The sequence below is a fragment of the Jatrophihabitans sp. GAS493 genome, from assembly GCF_900230215.1.
Taxonomy (GTDB): domain Bacteria; phylum Actinomycetota; class Actinomycetes; order Mycobacteriales; family Jatrophihabitantaceae; genus MT45.
In genome coordinates this window covers 1,124,952-1,142,578 of record NZ_LT907982.1, presented here as the reverse complement: position 1 = coordinate 1,142,578, position 17,627 = coordinate 1,124,952, and the positions used below count along the sequence as shown (strand labels likewise).

Genomic DNA, 17,627 nt, shown 5'->3' with positions numbered 1-17,627 from the left:
GCCGCCAAAGCAGCGCAGACGACCGGTGCCGGGTGTTCGTGGAGAACACCCGGCACCGTCCGAGCCGCTGAGAACCTTCTATCGGTCAGGCGAGGCCGACGCTGGTCAGCCACGCCTTGGCGACGGTGTCCGAATCCTGCTTATCCACCTGGACCTTGGTGACCAGGCTGGCCAGGGTCGCCGTGTCGAGCTTGGCCGAGACCGCATTCGCCGCGTCGGTGATCGTCGAGGTCACCTTGGAGGCGCTGAGCAGCGGGATGATGTTCTGGGCCGCGAACATGCTCTTCGGGTCAGACAGCGACACGAAGTCGTTGGCCGCGATCGACGGGTCGGTGGAGAAGATGTCCGCCGCATCGATGTTTCCGCCCTTGAGCGAGTCGACCGTGATCGAACCGGAGGCCGAGATCGGCGTGAATGTGCCGAAGGTGACTCCGTAGACGGACTTCAGGGCCGGTACCCCATCCGGGCGGGTCTGGAACGCGGCCGGGGCACCCAGCGTCAGCTTGCTGGCGACCGAGGACAGGTCCGCGATCGACTTCAGGTTGTACTTCGACGCCGTGCTCTTGGTGACGGTGATCGTGTCACTGTCCTGCGCGGCGGCGTACTTCAGCACCGACAGGTCGCTGCCGGCCGCGGTCGGCAGCGCCGCGTAGACATCGTCCGGACTCTTGGCGGTTGCCTTCGGGTCGAGGTAGTACAGGATCGATCCGCTGTACTCAGGGATGAAGTCGATCGATCCGTCCTTGAGGGCTGGAATGTACGCTGCGCGCTCGCCGATGTTGAGCTTCTTGGTGATCTTCACACCCTTGGCCGCCATCGCGTCGGCGTAGATGTTGGCCAGCAGTACGTTCTCACCGAAGTCGGCCGATCCGACGATCAGCGATCCCGGTCCGGAGGCCGCCGATGCGGCAGTGCCACCGGCGGTCGTCGCCTCGGTGCTGGTCTTGCTGGAACTGCCGCTACTGCCGCAGGCCGTGAGGGCCAGGGCGGCGGCCACGCTGGCAGCCGCAACTAGGGAAATACGCTTCATGATTCTCCTTGATTTCTAACTGAAAATGTTGAAATACCGATCAGCCGTTTGTGGGTAGCACCTCCGGGATCTGAATGGCGATACCGTCTGAACGGCGCGACGCTCGGCCGAATCGCCCGGAGACACCAGGCGAGACGAGCACCCGCTGCAGCAGGGCCAGCAGGAAGTCAGCCAACATGGCCAGCACGGCAACCGTAATTCCGGCACAGACCATGGCCGGATAGCCGTGCTGAGGGTCGTTGAACTGCTGCGCGCCATTGATGATGAGCTGCCCCAGGCCGCCCAGGAAAGGCACGTAGGCCGCCACCGTCGCCGTGGCAATCACCTGCAGGGTGGCGCTACGAATGCCCGAGATAATCAGGGGAAGCGCTATCGGGACCTCCACCTGCCGGACGACCTGCCCGCCGGTCATACCCATCCCCGTCGCGGCGTCGCGAATAACCGGGTCGACGTTCTGCACCCCGGCGTAGGTGTTGGTCAGGATGGCCGGAATCGCCAAGACGATAAGGACGATCTCGATCGGGATCACGAACGGCAATCCCCCCCGCGGGATCAGTCCGGGCACCGCCGCCTTGATGTGGATCTGCGGCGAGATCCACACCACGAGCAGCACCACGAACCCGAGTGTGGGAATGGCCCGCATTCCATTGGTGAGGCCACCTACCAGCGCGACCCCGCGGCCGGTGTGGCCGATCAGTAGCCCGAGCGGCAGGGCGATCGCCGTCGCCACGACGACGGCGATGACGGTGTAGACGATGTGTTCGCGCAGCAGCGCCAGCAGGCCCTGCGGACCCCACCAGTTGCTCGGGTCGTTGAACCAGACGCGGACGGTGTCGAAGGAGAGGCTGGTCGACCCGTCGGCCAGTATCGTTGCCGAACTCATCGACCGGCCACCGCCCGCTTCCACGGGGTCATGACCCGCAGCGAGATCAGGATGAGCGAGTCGAAGATCAGGGCCAGCAGCATGATGAGGATGATGCCCAGCAGGATCGGGGTGAGGTCACCGGTCTGGTAACCGAGGGTGAAGAGCGAGCCGAGCTGCGATATGCCGACCACCGAGGCCACCGAGACCAGGCTGACGTTGGAGACCGCCGCGACCCGCAGGCCGGCGCCGATCACCGGCACCGCGATCGGAAACTGCACCGCAAAGAGTCGCTGCACCCCGGTGTACCCCATCGCCGAGGCGGCGGCCAGAGTGTCGGCCGACACCGAGTTCAGCCCGTCGGCCACCACCCGCACCAGCAGCGCCACGGTATAGACGGTCAGGGCGACCGCGATGTTGATCGGCGAGAGGACCTTCGTGCCGAGAATCCCAGGGAGAACCACGAAGAGGACCAGCGACGGAATCGTGTAGAGGATCCCGGCTGCGGTGGAGAGCGGCGGGTAGGTCCATCGAAATCGACTGGCCACCCACCCGATCGGAAGGGCGATGACCAGCCCGATGACCAGCGGCACCAGCGCCAGCCAGACCGTGGTCCAGATCCAGCCGATGATCTCGGACTGGTCGTGGCGGAAGTAGTCCCAGATCTTCATGTCGCCGTCGGCTCCGAGGACGGCGACAGTTGAGCCGGCGTTCGGGAGAGAAACGACTCGGCCGAGGAGCGTTGGATGCGTTCGAGAACCACGTTCGCCGTGACCGTGCCGAGTAGGTAGCCGTTCTCGTCGACCACTGCGCCGCGCCCGCTGGGCGAGGAGAGCGCCGCGTCGAGCGTCTCGCGAAGCGAACTCGTACCTTCGCGGGCCAGCGTTCCCCCGAGATTGAGCAGGTCGGGGGTCACATCGCCCCGCAGCGCCTCGTCCGAGACGCCCTTGACCGACAGCCACCCCAGCGGCGCGTTGTGGTCGTCGACGACGATGATCCACCCGTCCTGGGCCCGGTCCCTGGCGGTGGCCAGCGGCGCGCCGATGCTCACCACGGGCTCCTCTGCCAGTGGGAGGGGGCCGGCCGAGGTGAAGCCGAGCGCCCGGTAGCCCCGATCCCGGCCGACGAAGCCGGCGACGAACGGGTCGGCCGGGTGGGAGAGGAGTTCGGCCGGTGTCGCGAGCTGCGCCAGGTGGCCACCCACTCTCAGCACCGCCACCTGATCGCCGAGCTTGATCGCCTCGTCGATGTCGTGGGTGACGAAGACGATGGTCTTGCCCAGTTCGCTCTGCAGTCGGAGGAACTCGTTCTGCAACTGCTCGCGGACCACCGGGTCGACGGCACTGAACGGCTCATCCATCAACATCACCGGCGGGTCGGCGGCCAGCGCCCGGGCGACGCCCACGCGCTGCTGCTGGCCGCCGGAGAGCTGGGCCGGATAGCGCTTGGCGAACTTCGGGTCGAGTCCGACCCGCTCCAGTAACTCCAGGGCCTTACGACGGGCCTCTCTCTTGTTCTCGCCGAGCAGCAGCGGGACCGTCGCGATGTTGTCGACGATCGTGCGATGGGGGAAGAGCCCGGCGTTCTGGATGACGTAGCCGATGCCCCGGCGCAGTTGGGCCGGAGCGACCTTCGACACGTCGCGATCGTCGAGCCAGATGGTGCCGCTGGTGCGCTCGATCATTCGGTTGATCATGCGCAGGCTGGTGGTCTTGCCACACCCCGAAGGCCCCACGAGCACCGTGATCTGCCCGGAAGGCGCAGTGAAATCCAGGGAATCGACGGCGACGGTCCCGTCGGGGTATCGCTTGGTCACCGACTCGAAGCGGATCATCCGGCTACCACCTCACTTCGTGAATCGGAGAGCTCTGGCGTTGCCAGTTGGGCGGCGGCGAATTGCCGGCTGAGAGACGCGGCTTCGCGGTTGACGAGCCGGCCGATGAACTCGACCTGTGGCTCGTCCAGTCGATAAGTAGGTCCAACCACCGAGATGACTCCGGCTATTCCGCCAGATCGACGAATCGGCGCGGCGAGGGCGGTCACATCCGGCTCGACTGACGAGCGGTAGGCCACGTAACCCGACGGGGGGAGTTCGCCGCGCAGCACCTGCCCGGCCGCCGTCGCGTCGAGCGGGATGGTGCGCCCGACCCAACTGGTGTGCCGAACGGCGTGCGTCCCCTCCACCATGCCGATGTACACCGCCGTCTCTCCCGGACCCAGGATGCTGAGGTAGGTCGACTCGCCACTGGCCTCGGCGATTCGCCCCAGCGCCGGTTGACAGAGCCGGACCAGCGACTGCCGTCCCAGTGCCGACGCGCCGATCTGGATGAGGCGCGTGCCGGCCCGGAAGGTGCCGTCATGATCGCGGCTGACGAAGTCGGAACTCTCCAGCGTGCGCAGCAGCCGCAGCGCGGTGCTCGACGGGAGTCCGGAGCGGCGGGCACATTCGGCGAGGGTGAGAGCGCCCTGATCGCAGACTTCAGCCAGCAGGCCGAGCGCCCGCTCGACGGCGCGCGTCGAGGATTTGGCCACAGAATCAGTGGTCATACTTCGTGCGACTCCAAGACGCCAGCTGACAGGGGTCCGAACGGGAGCATCATCGACTGCGTTGATGCCGTCTGGTGGAATGTTGCTACCAACCAGTGAAACCGTTCCACAGCGTGGAGGCTCAGGAAAGCACTGAACGGATTAAGGGTTGGATGCGTGATCCAATCGTTACCGAGTATCGCGTCGAATTCTTCGCGTTCCACATAGCTGCGATAGGAATACTAGAGTGCTGGAGCTGGACGGTGCTTCACTGAGGGTCGATCAGATCGCGCGCGCGGCGACCGACAGCACCGCCGCGGTCCGCGTCACCGACGCCGCCCGCTCCCGGGCCGCCGCGTCGCACGACTACGCCGAGCACGTCGCCGGGTTCCGTCCCCTCTACGGTCGCTCCACCGGGGTCGGGGCCAACCGCGGCACCGAGGTGGCGACCTCGGACGCGCACGCACTGCGCCTGCTGCGCTCTCACTCGACGGCAGCCGGCGGGCCACGCTCGCGTCGGCGGGTGCGGGCGATGCTGGTCATCCGGCTCAACCAACTGGCCGCCGGTGGCAGCGGCGTCAGCCCTCGGCTGCTCGACGCACTGACCGCCCAACTCGCGACCGACGCCCAACCCACCATCCTCGAACTCGGCAGCATCGGCACCGGCGACCTCTCGGCGCTGGCCACCGCGGCGCTGGCCCTGGCCGGGGAGGCGGTCTGTGAGCCGCGGTTCGCGACCCCGATCCGCTTCACCGCCGGCGACGCGTTGCCGTTCATGAGCAGCAACGCGGCCACCATCGCCGACGCGGCACTGGCCTGCTCCGACCTCCGGATGCTCTCATCGGCGAGCCTGGTCGTGGGTGCGCTCAGCTTTGTCGCTCTCGACGGCAACCGCGAGGCGCTCAGCCCGTCAGCTGTCGTCGGGTCGCCCTTTCCGGGGGTTTCGCACGTTGCTACGACGATGGGCGCACTGGTCGGCGACCGGCCGCCCGCTCGCATCCAGGACCCATTCGGACTCCGAGCCCTGCCCCAGGTCCACGGCGCCTTCGTCGATGCCCTGGCTCGCGCCGCCGGCGTCGTCGAGACGATGGCCAACGCCCCGAGCGAGAACCCGCTCTTCCTCGCTGACTCCGGGGTGGCCCATCACGGTGGCTTCCACGCGGTCTACCTGGCCCAGGCTCTGGACGGTCTCACCTCAGCCCTGGCCCAGACCACGCAGTTGAGCCTCGCCCGCCTCACGTACCTGAACGATCCGTCGCTCACCGGGCTGGCGTCCTTTCTCGCCGGGCCTGAGCCAGGAGCCTCCGGCGCGATGATCCTCGAGTACGTCGCCGCGTCGGCGCTGGCCGAGCTCCGCGGCTACGGCATACCGGTCGGGCTGCAGGGTGTGGCACTATCGCAGGGCGTCGAGGACGATGCCAGCTTCGCGTCACTGGCCGCTCGCAATGCGTTGCGCGCGGTGGACTCCTACTCGGCGGTGCTGGGTTGCGAACTGGTGGCCGCCGTTCGCGCGCTGCGACTGGCCGACGTCGAGACCGCACAGCTCACTCCCGGCCTCGCGGCAGCCCTGCGCACCGCCGCGTCGCTGCCCGGCCGGCTCAACGATCGATCCCTCACCGACGACATCTCCATCGCGCAGGATTTGCTGCCAACCCTCGCCCAACCCACCGCTTTGTAGGCCGAAGTTCCGTTTATCGCGCCGCGACCGGCAGCTCCACCTACAAGGCGCGCACCCCGGCGCTCAGACGATCATGTCGTCCAGCGGGCGCAGCTCGTCGGCGTAGGAGACCGATCTGCGTCGCAGCACGCCGGTGCGGCTCACCGTGTACTGGCCGAGCCGCCACAACGGTGGTGAATACGCGTGGACGGAGACACTGCCGGCATCACGTCCGACCAGCCGATGAATATGCTCCGGACCGAAGCAGAAGATCTGGCCGGCCGGCACGTCGGTGACCAGGCTCGGCACGCCGACGGCCAGGTTGTGCTCGACTAGGCACCCCTCGACCACGGCCACCGCCCCCGACGAGATGTCGTGGTCGTGCCAGCCGGTGTCGTTGCTCGGAGTCCAGCAGAGCACCCAGACATCCACATGGGCGTCGCGGTACAGCGACACATAGTGGCGTTCGGAGTCGGAGTAGGCGACGTGTTCGCGCCACAGGTGCGGTGTAGCCGCCACCGACCCAGCCAGCTCCAGCAGTTCCCACCGATCCAGGTCACGCCCGGGCAGCGTCGCCAGCGACACCTCGTGCCCGGTGACGTTCAGGCGCAGCGCCTCCTGCGCCGGCACCCAATCCACATCGGTCACGGCGAGCCACCGACAAGCAGCCGTCGGGGATTGGCGATGTTGATCGCGTGCCGCACGGATGCACCGGCGTAGGAGCCGGCGAGCTCCACCGGCTCGGCGTAGGGGCGATCACTTCCATAGACGATCACGTCCACACCGAGGGCGCGGATCACCGCGTCGAGTCCCTGCGGACCGTAGGAGGAGCTGTCGACGAATGCATCCGGATCCACGGCCAGGGGGACGCCGCCGCGGGCCAGGTACCGCTCCTGGTGGGCCGGCGCCAAGCCGGCACAGGCGACGAAGCAGATCCTCAGTTCGGGCAGCAGGCGGCGTCCGACCGCGGCCCAGGCCCACCAGGCCGATTGCAACTGCGCGGTGTAGTTCACCACCGGCGCCCACCAAGCCTGCTCGGTGCCGCCGTGCTCACCGGTGACCGGCCCCGGGTGAACCAGCACCGGCCGGTCGGCCGCCTGGCAGACCTCGAGCGTCGGGAGCAGACGCTGCAGCAGCGTCGGCGTCGCCAACCAGTTGGCCGAGACCTCCAACCCGACGAAGGCTCCGCCGGCCAGTCGCCGCGCGAGCAGCCCCAGATCAGGGTCGGCGTAGGTGGTGGCGGCCCAGGCCCCGAACGGCGCCGGCAGTTCAGCGACGCCGTCGTGCCAGGCGGTCAGTAGCGGCGCGGCATCCTCCGGCTTCAGGTCATGGATTCCCAGGCCGGCCGAGAGGGAGAGGAGCACCTGGTCGGCCCCGGATTCGGCGGCCGCCCGCGTCGCGACGTCATGATGCGCCGGGTTGACCGGGTAGGGCGCCTCGCCGGCCAGATGCAGCGTCCAACCGTCAAGAAAAGGCGGCTCACTGCGCGTGCGTAAGGCGTCGATGAGGGCGGCCGGCCAGAGATGCTGGTGCACGTCGACACGCCCCGGCAGCAGACTCACTAGCTGGTCGCCTCCATTCCGGTGAAACGGTTAAGTGACACGCTACAGTGAATCGGTTCAGTGCGCTATAGCCCGCCGTGGGCCGGCACGCCGTAGGCTGGCGCCATGACCGAGCACCGGCGCCGGCCGACGCTACGCGACATCGCCTCAGACACCGGTCTCTCTACTGCTGCAGTCTCCTATGCATTGCGCGGACTGCAAGTCCCGGAGCAGACCCAGGCGCGGGTGCGCGCCTCGGCCGAGCGACTCGGATACCAGGTCGATCCGATCGCGCGGGCCCTCTCCTCCGGTCGGACGAACAACATCGGCGTCCTCTGCGGCGCCCTCGAAGATGCCTGGCAGCAGCGCGTCGCCGCCGCACTCGGACGCGGGCTCCTGGAGGCCGGACGGCAGGCCCTCATCGTCGACGCCGCCAACGATCCACAGCGCGAAGCGTCGCTGGCCCGCCAACTCGTGGACCAGCGCGTCGACGGCCTGATCAGCCTGCCGGTCGACCCGCGCGCGGCCCACTGGTCGACCATCGCCGCCGAGACGGTGCTGGTCAGCATCGGCGACGGGCTTCCGGGTGCATCGACCGCGGCCGAGGTCGTCTTCGACAACGCGATGGCGGTCACCGACGCGCTGACCCGGCTGGCCGACGCCGGGCATCGGGACGTCACCGTACTGACCGCAGTGAGCACCGGGACCCCGGACCGCTCCGCTGAGGCGGTTGTCCACCAGGTGGCGCCGACACTGGGGCTGCGAGCGGTACTACGTACCGCGCCCCATGACCTGGACGGCGCCACCGCAGTGGCCACCTCGGTGCTCACCGGCATCCCCCGGCCGACGGCGATCCTCTGCCTGGCCGATTCGATCGCCTATGGCGTCTACCTGGCCGCGCGCGGGCTCAACCTGGATATCCCGACGGATCTGTCGGTGATGGGCTACGACGACGAGCCGGTCTCCCGGGTCCTCACCCCACCGCTGTCGACGTATCACTGGCCGGTGGACGAGCTCACCGAGTCGGTCGTCGCGCGGACGATACTGGCCGTCGACGGCGGCAAGCGCAGCCGCCGCAAGGTGCTCTCGCCGGCGGTTCAACTCCGCGATTCGATCGCCCCGCCGTCCATCACGCCCAGCTAGTCACCCCCTCCGAAGCACCCGCACGAGACGGACATCAGCGCCAGAGTTACCCACACTGAGTAAACCCTCGCTAACCCGGCGCTAAGTAACAATCGCCCCGCCCGGTTTTGGGTTCTACGAACGGTATCGTGAACGTCGGGTACCACGTGATTTAGATCACATTCGCATATGAAAAGTGGCCTTGTCACAATCCCGGTCTGCCCATAGCTTCGAGACCTACATCGCATCTACCGGGGAGTAATAAACGAGGCTTCGGCCATCCTCCCCCTACGAGCGCTGAGGCACTAGCGAGGACTGGTGGTGGTGCTGCTCTGGGAATAAGCAGCACCACGACCTGGCAAGAGAGGCAGCTGCGGCGCCGGCCGGACCGCGAAGCGCGACGGTCGGCGCTGCGGCTGCCTACCGAAAACCAGCACAAGCACGGGGGAAACATGAGAAAACGATCTGGACGGCGCCTCGCCGCCCTCACCGCCGGCCTGCTCGCGGTGACTGCGGCGGCCGCGGCCGGTCTGGTCGGCACCGCCAGCAGCGGCGCCGGGGCCGACACCGCAGCGACCTATCCGCTGCCCAAGGACGATCCGTTCTACCAATCGCCGGCCAATCTCGCGAGCTACTCCAACGGTGCCATCATCCGATCCCGGGTGGTGAACGCGTCGGTGGCCTTCGTCGGGATCACCCAGTCAGCCAAGTCCTGGCAGCTGGCCTACCGCTCCAACAACGCCCACAACCAGCCGATCACCGCGGTGACGACCATCCTGGTGCCGACGGCCAAGTACACCGGTGGCGCGCCATCGCGCCCACTGGTCTCCTACCAGGCGGCCGAGGACAGCACCGGATCGCAGTGCGCCCCGTCCTACACCCTGGAGACCGGCAGCAACATCCTCACCGGTCAGGAGCAGTCGCTGATGGCCCTGGCCCTGATGAAGGGCTTCGCGCTGTCCATACCCGACTACGAGGGCCCGGACTCCGGTTTCCTGGTCGGGCCACAGGAGGCCCACATCGCCCTTGACGGCATCCGCGCCGCGCAGAGCTTCTCCACCGCCGGCCTCTCCTCCAAGACGCCGGTCGGTGCCTGGGGCTACTCAGGCGGAGGCCACGCGACGGCCTGGACGGCAGAGTTGCAGCACAGCTACGCGCCGGACCTCAAGATCGCCGGGATCGCCTTCGGCGGCGCGCCGCCGAACCTGGCCAACACGGTCAAGTCACTGGACGGGGGCCTCTTCTTCGGCTTCATCGCCGGGGCCATGCTCGGGCTCAGCCACGAGTACCCGGAGTGGAACATGTGGGGGCAGTTGAATCCGGCTGGCGTCGCGGCCTTCAAGGCGGCCGACAACTCCTGCATCGCCGACTTCGCACCCGGACTGGCCCTGAAGAAGATCAGTGACTTCACGACCAACCCGAATGCGTTCAGCGAGCCGCAGAACCAGGCCATCCTGGCCGCCGACAGTCTCGGCCAGAACAAGCCCGTGTCGGTTATCTATGACTACTACTCCCAGCTGGACGAGGCGATCCCGACGGCCGACTCCGAGGCGCTGGTCAAGAAGTACTGCAGCCAGGGCGTGAAGGTGGTGGCCCAGCCCGTCCTGCTCTCCGAGCACGTCACGCTGGCCGTCACCAAGACGCCGGACGTCCTCAACTTCCTGGACGACCGGTTCAGCGGCAAGTGGCTCTGGGGCGCCTGCAACTAACGCACGTCTGCCCTACCCCTCGATCGGGGAGTTTTCGGTCCGGATTCCGGGCATCGAACTCCCCGATCGGGCGGTCCGGGGGGTGATGCGCGCAACGTCTGCTAGTTACCGGCCAGTAGTTTCTATAGGCTCTCTAGGTTCTAGCGTCGTACATGATCTAGTTGTCATGTATTTGCTGTGCTGGCAAGACTGCTGGCAAAGACCGCTGGGAAGACTGCCGGAAAAACTGCTGAGAAGACTGCTGACACGACAGGTCAGCAGACTGCCGCAATAGGAGAACCGAGTGTTACTGCGCGTCATCATCACCGTTGCCTTGACTCTGGTCACCGCGATAATCGCCGGTCGCCGAATCCTCTGGCTGGTGAAGCTGATTCGCTCCGGCAAACCCGCCAAGGGCCGGGGCAAGGATGCCGCTCCGCGCGTAGTCAACGACGCCGAGGAGGTGCTCGGCCAGAAGAAGCTGCTGAAGTGGTCTGTCCCCGGCCTCGCGCACTTCTTCACCTTCTGGGGCTTCCTCATCCTCAACCTGACGATCCTCGAGGCCTACGGCGCCCTGATCATCAGCAAGGACTTCCACATCCCGATCATCGGTGAGTCCCAGGTGCTCGGGTTCCTCGAAGACTTCTTCGGGGTCGCGGTGCTCTGTGGTCTGGCCACCTTCGCCATCCTGCGAGTTCGCAACGCACCGGCCCGAAAGCAGCGCGCGTCCCGGTTCTACGGCTCGCACACCGGCCCGGCCTGGATCATCCTCATCATGATCACGCTGGTCGTGCTCACCCTCTTCGGGCTGCGTGGCGCGCAGATGAACGCCGGCCAGTTCCCCTTCGGCGAGTCGAAGTGGACCTTCGCCAGCTACGCCACCGCCCAGCTCTTCGGGCAGGGTGACTACAACGAGGGTCTGGCCACCTTCTTCCTGATCGCCCAGGTCGCCGTCGTCATGGTGTTCCTGGTGATCGTCACCTACTCCAAGCACCTGCACATCGCCACGGCACCGATCAACGTGTACTTCAAGCGGCTGCCGAAGGGCCTCGGCCCGCTGCTGCCGGTCACCGACAACAACGGCGACCCGATCGACTTCGCCGACCCCGACTCCCTCGACGAGGACACCGTCTTCGGCAAGGGCAAGATCGAGGACTTCACCTGGAAGGGCTACCTCGACTTCGCCACCTGCACCGAGTGTGGACGCTGCCAGTCGCAGTGTCCGGCCTGGAACACCGGCAAGCCGCTGTCGCCGAAGCTGCTCATCATGGACCTGCGCGACCACCTCTTCGCCAAGGCCCCGTACCTGATCGACGGCAAGACCGCAGGCGAGGGCGTGGAGCCGGCCTTCAGCCTGGAGGGCGACCACGGAGCGCACGTCCCCGAGGCGGGGTACCCGCGCGTCGAGGGCACCAACGTCGAGCAGCTGATGCGCCCGCTCGTCGGTGACGCCGCCAGCTTCGGGGTCATCGACCCGGATGTGCTCTGGTCCTGCACCACCTGTGGCGCCTGCGTCGAGCAGTGCCCGGTGGATATCGAGCACATCGACCACATCGTCGACATGCGCCGCTACCAGGTGCTGATCGAGTCCGCGTTCCCGTCCGAGGCCGGCGTCATGCTGCGCAAGCTGGAGAGCAAGGGCAACCCCTGGGGCCTGGCCCCGAAGATGCGTGAGGACTGGATCAAGGAGCTCGACTTCGAGGTCAAGCGCGCGAACCCGGGCGAGAAGCTCGGCCCGGAGATCGAGTACCTCTTCTGGGTCGGCTGCGCCGGATCCTTGGAGGACCGCTCCAAGAAGGTCACCAAGGCCTTCGCCGAGCTGCTGAACGTGGCCGGCGTCGAATTCGCGGTGCTGGGCAAGGAGGAGACCTGCACCGGCGACTCGGCGCGCCGTCTGGGCAACGAGTTCCTCTTCCAGCAGCTCGGGCAGCAGAACGTCGAGGTGCTCAACTCGATCACCCGGGCCGAGCCGTTGAAGATCGTCGCCACCTGCCCGCACTGCTTCAACACGATCGCCAACGAGTACCCGCAGATCGGCGGGAACTACGAGGTCGTCCATCACACCCAGCTGCTGGCCAAGCTGGTCGACGAGGGGCGCCTCACGCCGGTCGAGCCGGTCGACAAGAAGGTCACCTACCACGACCCGTGCTACCTGGGCCGGCACAACAAGGTCTACACGCCGCCGCGTGACGTCCTCGGCGCTATCCCGTCGCTGAAGTCCGAAGAGATGCACCGCTGCAAGGACCGAGGCTTCTGCTGTGGCGCCGGCGGCGCTCGCTTCTGGATGGAGGAGAAGATCGGCAAGCGGGTCAACGTCGAGCGCACCGAAGAGGCGCTGGGCCTGGACCCCGACCTGATCTCGACCGCCTGCCCGTTCTGCATGGTCATGCTCTCGGACGCCGTGACGGCGAAGAAGGCCGACGGCGATGCCCGCGACGACGTGCAGGTACTGGATGTCGCGCAGATCCTGCAGCAGTCGCTCACCGCGCCGCCGGCTCCTCCGGCCGCACCGGAGCCGGAGCCCGAACCGGAGCCGGCCCCGGAGCCAGTTGTGACGAGCTAGCCGCCGGCGATCTCCTCGGCGCGTACCTCCCACGACAATGAGCCGGCGCGATACACCTGGTCGAGCCATTCGCTGATGCCAGCGAAGTCAGGGTGAGGCAGTTCGCAGAACTCGGCGTCGATCTCGGAGGCGTACTGACGTGTCTTGACCTCGAAGATGATGCCAAACGCTGGGACGTCCACGGCATGGGCGAAGATCAGAGCGTGGAGCCGCGCCCCGACCACGCCCCCGGAGGATGCGATGACACCCTTCGCGACCCGAGGTGACAGGTTCGGGCCGACTAAGCGGATCTCCGAGTCGAGGCCGCAGAGCTGCCGCACCTGCCCCGCCAGCGTGGCGTCGGTGACCGAATCCCCGAGGCCGAAATCCCCCTGGGACGAGAGTGACAGAAGGCAGGCGGTGGCACCAGGCCGCGATGTCCACTCCCGGATCACCTCCGCTGCCCAGACGACCTGAGCCTCATTGTCACTGGGCCGCGGCGACGGCTTCAGGGAGACCACCAACCGCAGGCGGTCGACCTGCCAGTCGTCGCCTAGTTCGCGCGCGATAGCTTCAGGCGTTGCCGGCGAGAGGGCGACCGCTGGATCGGCCACGACGCTCAGCCCGTTTCTACGGCGAGCATCTCTACGCTGCAGGAATTCAGCCGTGATCGGGTCCCGCACGGTCACCGCGGGCGAGCGTGACACCAGCGACTGCAGGAGACGCGCACTGGTCCCGGGCATGTCGGGGTAGGCTCCGATCACGACGAAGATCACGTCGCGCCCGGCGTAGCTGAGCAGAAGACCGACCACCGGCAATGCGTGCAAGAGGCGAGGCATTCCGGAGCCGAACATTCCACCTCCGCCGATGGCGACGACGTCAGAGCCGAGCAGGGCCTTGATGCCCTGCTTCGATTGACGATTCACCACGACGGCGCCATCCGCCAGTTCGATCGGCGGGACGAGGCTCGCATCCTTCGCCAGCACCCGCAAGCGGGTCCCGGTCGGAAGCAGCTCGGCGATACCGGCCAGAATCGCTTCATCGCCGGTGTTGCCATTGCCATAGTTGCCGACAATCGCGAGGCTCTTGGCGCGTCGGCCGGTGTCAATACCGAGTACGTAGTTCAGCTGCGACCCCAGATCGGCAAAGCCGCCCACCTCCGGCGCGGGCCGCTTACGCCGTCGCAAGAGGCCCTGCTTCACCGATCGACTATTGCCACTCATCAAAATTCCCTTTCCGGGTCGGTCATTTTTCTGGGACGGATTGGGTCTGCTCCAGGCCGGATTGCCCGGACGCGCTCCGCGCCAAGTAGTTCTTCCACTAACCGCCGATACGCACCCTGATTGGTGCGACTCGTCTCGACGGCAAAATCACGAGCGTTGCTTCCCAACCGCTCACGAGCCTCCGTATTCGCCGACAGGTCACGGAGCGACCCGGCCAGCGCCGGTATGTCGAAGCAGCGGACACGGACACCGCACTCGTCCGGAATCCAGGAGAGCTGTGGAAGATCGAAGTGGATGACCGGGACCGCGAAGGACATCGCCTCCAGTGCGGCCAGACAGAAGCTCTCTTCACGCGATGTGACGACAAGGTAGGCCGCACCCCGAACCAGAGAATCCTTCTCGGCGCCGGCGACCCGACCCACCCAACGGACGTCGGTGGGTGCCTGGGCGATGAGTCGCTCTAGCGTGCGGTTCTCCGAAGACGCGCCAGATCCAGCGATGACCAACGGCAGCGCTGCTGCGCCAGCTTCACGATGCGCGGCGAGCAGCAGGTCGATCCCCTTCTGATATATCTCGATACGCCCAAGAAAGAGCCCATACGGCTGCGTTGCCGAGTTGCGCGAAGGAAGCGATTCCGGAACGGCGACCGAGTTGCGAATGAGATGAACGGCGGTCTTGGGCGTCGACGTACGCACTTCGGCTTGGTCGAATTCGTTCAGCACCACAATGTCTCGATATGTCGACAAGAGGCGCCGCTCCAGCAGGACGGGCAGCTTGGTGCCGTAGCGCTTAGCCATGGCTCGAGCTGACAGCGCCTGCGCGACACCCAGGACAGGTTTGCGGGTCACCAGAGGTAGGCAGTTGGAGGAGACGGGCGGCGTGAAGCTCTCGACCCAGAGATCGAAGTCGCAGAAGACCGCAACCAGTGGCAGCACGAGGGCCCAAAGAAGCTGACCGCCTCTCGGCCCACCCCAGAGAACGGGCAGAAATCGGTAGCAGATGCCCTCTCGGAATTCGGTGCGCCGGCTCCCCGCCGTCACCACGATCACCTCGTATTGCGGCGTAAGCTCAGCGGCTATCCGCTTGACTACGGCTGGGCCGCCGCCAGCGTAGTACGGATTCTGTTCGTGATCGAAGATCGAGAGGATAATCCGAGGACGGGTTCGCGGCCCCCGCCGGGGTCCGATCCTCATGTCCGTCGCCGGAGCGTCATCGCCGGTAGGCGTAGTAGAACTCGGACAGTTCCGGCATGCCCTCCGGAAAGAGAGCGTCGACCTGCGTGGCGTAGGTGCGCAGGATGCTCGCCTTCCGTATCTGATCGCCCCGGTATTCGACAGGCTCCCGTGAACCATCCGGATAGCGCCACCTTGAGGTCGGCCAGTGCAGGGCGTACGGCTGGTCGGCGTAGTAGATGATCTGCTCGGGTTGGAACACTGCCTCAACCGCAGTACGGGTCAGCACATGATCTACGTGATCACCAATGCCCAGCGGGCAGAGCGCCACGACGTTCTCCGAGGTGTTGTACCGCCCGAGAGCCGTTGACGCCGACTTCAGAGTCGACAGGTCCGATTGGGCAATCGTCCCCTTGGAGGCGTGCCATCGATAAGTCGGATAGATCGCGGCAGACTCCGGAAAGGCGGCCGACATACGTCGGAGCACACGGCCTCGGGCCTCGGGCTTCGGTCGATAGAGAGCCTCGACGAAGCTCAAGTGCTCAGCGTCGACGCCGAGCATCCCCGCCGCCACGAGATCCTCAGCCCGCCTATCGCGGTAGAGACCGTCCACGTCGGAGTATCCGCACTGCCTGACGAATTGCCGACCAGAAAGGGTCACCAAATTGCCACCCTCGGTAAACAATGTGACCACGGATACTGAAACCATGCGACGGATATCTTGCAGCAACGCCGCGCAGGAAAGGAATGCATCATCTAGATGCGGAGAGGCGACGATCAATTTCGCACCCCGCAGCCGACCTCGCGTCGTGACAGGCCCGTCACCGCACCCCCCGAACGCACTGATGACGTCGAGCAACTCGCCCGCATTGCCTCTTGTGCTCAACTCAGTGCCGAACGTCCCAGCACGTAGGCGATGCAGGACAAACGCCTTACATGCGAACTATTCACGATAGGTCTCGACCCTCCGAAGCCTGGATACGGAGGCGAGCGTAGCAGTCGAAATGGACAAGTGGTGACCAGGGAAACCACCAAGCACCGCGGTCGGGAAAATGAGCCCATCATCACAATATGTCCAGTAGGTAACCAACAGATACCCTGGATCCACCCGAAAATTGCCGTGAAACATGCCGTTTCCAACTAGTGAACCCATTCTTCATTTCGAGCGATCCGATGTTCATGAAAAGCGAGCGCCAGATCCGCTCAAATACTCGCAAATTGGACAAAAATGGATTTCGGAGGCGTGCATCGGAAGAAACATTCGGAAGGGATTTGACGTCATTGCATATGTGTATTCTTCGGCTGGATCGCGACGGGGTAACCACTACTCGAAGTAATCAGGGGTATTGCGGTAGTGCATTGCGCGAACTAGCTAGGGGGATTGTTTCGTTATGCCCAAAGTGCTTCTGGACGAAAGATCACTTCTTCACACGAACGGCGTTGAACTCTCGCTCTTGCCGCTCAAGCCGGAGACGCTGGTGCGACCACCGGCAGCAAACGTATCGACTTCCGTGGTTCATATGCACCGAACCTATGATCTCGATCTCATCATTCCGGCTCTGAACGAAGCCCAGAGAATTGGGGCAACCGTCTCCGCTATATCCCGCGTATTGGAGACATGCGGCTACTCCGCGCGCATCACCGTCGTCGACAACGGATGCGTCGACGCCACCGCCGCTGCCCTCGACCAGCTCCGGATTGCGACACCGGTTCGCGTCATCAGTTGCCGCACGCGCGGCAAGGGCGCCGCCGTCCGGGCTGGCGTGCTCAAAAGCACCGCACGGTTCGTAGGGTATTGCGACGCCGACCTCTCCACCCCTCCCTCGTCAATCAGCGATGCGCTGGCCCGTCTCGACGCCGGGGTCGAGGTGGTGATCGGATCGCGGCGCTGCGCCGGGGCCAGCTATGAGGTCTCCCAGCCTCTGATGCGCCGACTGGGAAGCCGTGCTTTCAACCGAGCCTCAGCGTCCCTCGTCGGCGGCATCACCGACACCCAGTGCGGCTTCAAGCTCATGCGCGGAGAAACTGCACGCGCCGTCTTTGCCGAGATGCAGATGGCCGGCTTCGCCTTCGATGTCGAGCTGATCGCTCGCCTCCTCCGCCGCGATGCCGATGTTCACGAGCTTCCGATTCACTGGTCGAATGACGAAGGTTCCACCTTCAACGTGGTCTCCGACGGCGTGCGCGCCTTTCAGGACGTCTTCTCGGTCCGCCGGCTACTCAAGAAATCAGGCGACTATGCGCGCTCCTGACCTCGAGGCCGC

Annotated in this window: 15 protein-coding genes; 5 read left to right on the top strand and 10 right to left on the bottom strand. The window is 65.9% G+C overall.

Annotation, left to right across the window (positions count from 1 at the left end):
* Positions 1-85: 85 nt before the first annotated feature.
* The 5 genes from CPH63_RS05245 to CPH63_RS05225 are packed head-to-tail and all read right to left on the bottom strand — an operon-like array spanning position 86 to position 4,439.
* Complete coding sequence (locus tag CPH63_RS05245) at positions 86-1,030, bottom strand: ABC transporter substrate-binding protein (RefSeq protein WP_096301879.1); 945 nt, start codon at positions 1,028-1,030, stop codon at positions 86-88.
* 40 nt (positions 1,031-1,070) lie between these two features.
* The gene (locus CPH63_RS05240; RefSeq protein WP_096304964.1) at positions 1,071-1,913 is read right to left on the bottom strand and encodes an ABC transporter permease; all 843 of its coding nucleotides are present in this window, start codon (positions 1,911-1,913) and stop codon (positions 1,071-1,073) included.
* Positions 1,910-2,563, bottom strand: coding sequence for an ABC transporter permease (locus CPH63_RS05235; RefSeq protein ID WP_096301878.1), 654 nt, complete (start codon positions 2,561-2,563; stop codon positions 1,910-1,912). The genes CPH63_RS05240 and CPH63_RS05235 overlap by 4 nt, the downstream gene beginning before the upstream one ends.
* On the bottom strand, positions 2,560-3,726 hold the full coding sequence (locus CPH63_RS05230) for an ABC transporter ATP-binding protein (protein ID WP_096301877.1): 1,167 nt from the start codon (positions 3,724-3,726) through the stop codon (positions 2,560-2,562). The genes CPH63_RS05235 and CPH63_RS05230 overlap by 4 nt, the downstream gene beginning before the upstream one ends.
* The gene (locus tag CPH63_RS05225; protein ID WP_197704584.1) at positions 3,723-4,439 is read right to left on the bottom strand and encodes an IclR family transcriptional regulator; all 717 of its coding nucleotides are present in this window, start codon (positions 4,437-4,439) and stop codon (positions 3,723-3,725) included. The genes CPH63_RS05230 and CPH63_RS05225 overlap by 4 nt, the downstream gene beginning before the upstream one ends.
* A gap of 226 nt (positions 4,440-4,665) precedes the next feature.
* Between CPH63_RS05225 and CPH63_RS05220 the strand changes: the two genes are divergently transcribed.
* Positions 4,666-6,096: an aromatic amino acid lyase gene (locus tag CPH63_RS05220; protein WP_157749294.1), complete on the top strand. Its 1,431-nt coding sequence runs from the start codon at positions 4,666-4,668 to the stop codon at positions 6,094-6,096.
* A 63-nt stretch (positions 6,097-6,159) separates the two neighbouring features.
* On the opposite strand, the gene CPH63_RS05215 is transcribed toward CPH63_RS05220, so the two are convergent.
* Together CPH63_RS05215 and CPH63_RS05210 are read right to left on the bottom strand one after the other, a co-directional pair.
* Positions 6,160-6,714, bottom strand: a complete 555-nt coding sequence (locus tag CPH63_RS05215) for a cysteine dioxygenase family protein (RefSeq protein WP_371364864.1) — start codon at positions 6,712-6,714, stop codon at positions 6,160-6,162.
* Positions 6,715-6,719: 5 nt separating this feature from the next.
* Positions 6,720-7,637, bottom strand: a complete 918-nt coding sequence (locus CPH63_RS05210) for an amidohydrolase family protein (protein WP_197704582.1) — start codon at positions 7,635-7,637, stop codon at positions 6,720-6,722.
* A 105-nt stretch (positions 7,638-7,742) separates the two neighbouring features.
* Between CPH63_RS05210 and CPH63_RS05205 the strand changes: the two genes are divergently transcribed.
* The 3 genes from CPH63_RS05205 to CPH63_RS05195 all read left to right on the top strand — a co-directional run bounded on the left by CPH63_RS05205 (position 7,743) and on the right by CPH63_RS05195 (position 12,989).
* Positions 7,743-8,759 (top strand): LacI family DNA-binding transcriptional regulator, encoded by a 1,017-nt coding sequence (locus tag CPH63_RS05205; RefSeq protein ID WP_096301874.1) that lies wholly within the window; start codon positions 7,743-7,745, stop codon positions 8,757-8,759.
* Positions 8,760-9,190: 431 nt separating this feature from the next.
* Positions 9,191-10,447, top strand: coding sequence for a lipase family protein (locus tag CPH63_RS05200; RefSeq protein WP_096301873.1), 1,257 nt, complete (start codon positions 9,191-9,193; stop codon positions 10,445-10,447).
* Between the two features lie 289 nt (positions 10,448-10,736).
* The gene (locus tag CPH63_RS05195; protein ID WP_096304961.1) at positions 10,737-12,989 is read left to right on the top strand and encodes a (Fe-S)-binding protein; all 2,253 of its coding nucleotides are present in this window, start codon (positions 10,737-10,739) and stop codon (positions 12,987-12,989) included.
* Here the strand turns inward: CPH63_RS05195 and CPH63_RS05190 are convergent.
* The 3 genes from CPH63_RS05190 to CPH63_RS05180 form a co-directional block, all read right to left on the bottom strand.
* Positions 12,986-14,170: a polysaccharide pyruvyl transferase family protein gene (locus tag CPH63_RS05190; protein ID WP_157749293.1), complete on the bottom strand. Its 1,185-nt coding sequence runs from the start codon at positions 14,168-14,170 to the stop codon at positions 12,986-12,988. The two genes, CPH63_RS05195 and CPH63_RS05190, sit on opposite strands and share 4 nt — an antisense overlap.
* Before the next feature lie 20 nt (positions 14,171-14,190).
* A complete protein-coding gene (locus tag CPH63_RS22075; protein ID WP_157749292.1) occupies positions 14,191-15,039 on the bottom strand; it encodes a glycosyltransferase in 849 nt (282 codons plus the stop codon).
* A gap of 361 nt (positions 15,040-15,400) precedes the next feature.
* Positions 15,401-16,144, bottom strand: coding sequence for a PIG-L family deacetylase (locus tag CPH63_RS05180; protein ID WP_157749291.1), 744 nt, complete (start codon positions 16,142-16,144; stop codon positions 15,401-15,403).
* A 610-nt stretch (positions 16,145-16,754) separates the two neighbouring features.
* Here CPH63_RS05180 and CPH63_RS05175 point away from each other — a divergent pair.
* Complete coding sequence (locus tag CPH63_RS05175; protein ID WP_096301869.1) at positions 16,755-17,615, top strand: glycosyltransferase; 861 nt, start codon at positions 16,755-16,757, stop codon at positions 17,613-17,615.
* Positions 17,616-17,627: the final 12 nt, after the last annotated feature.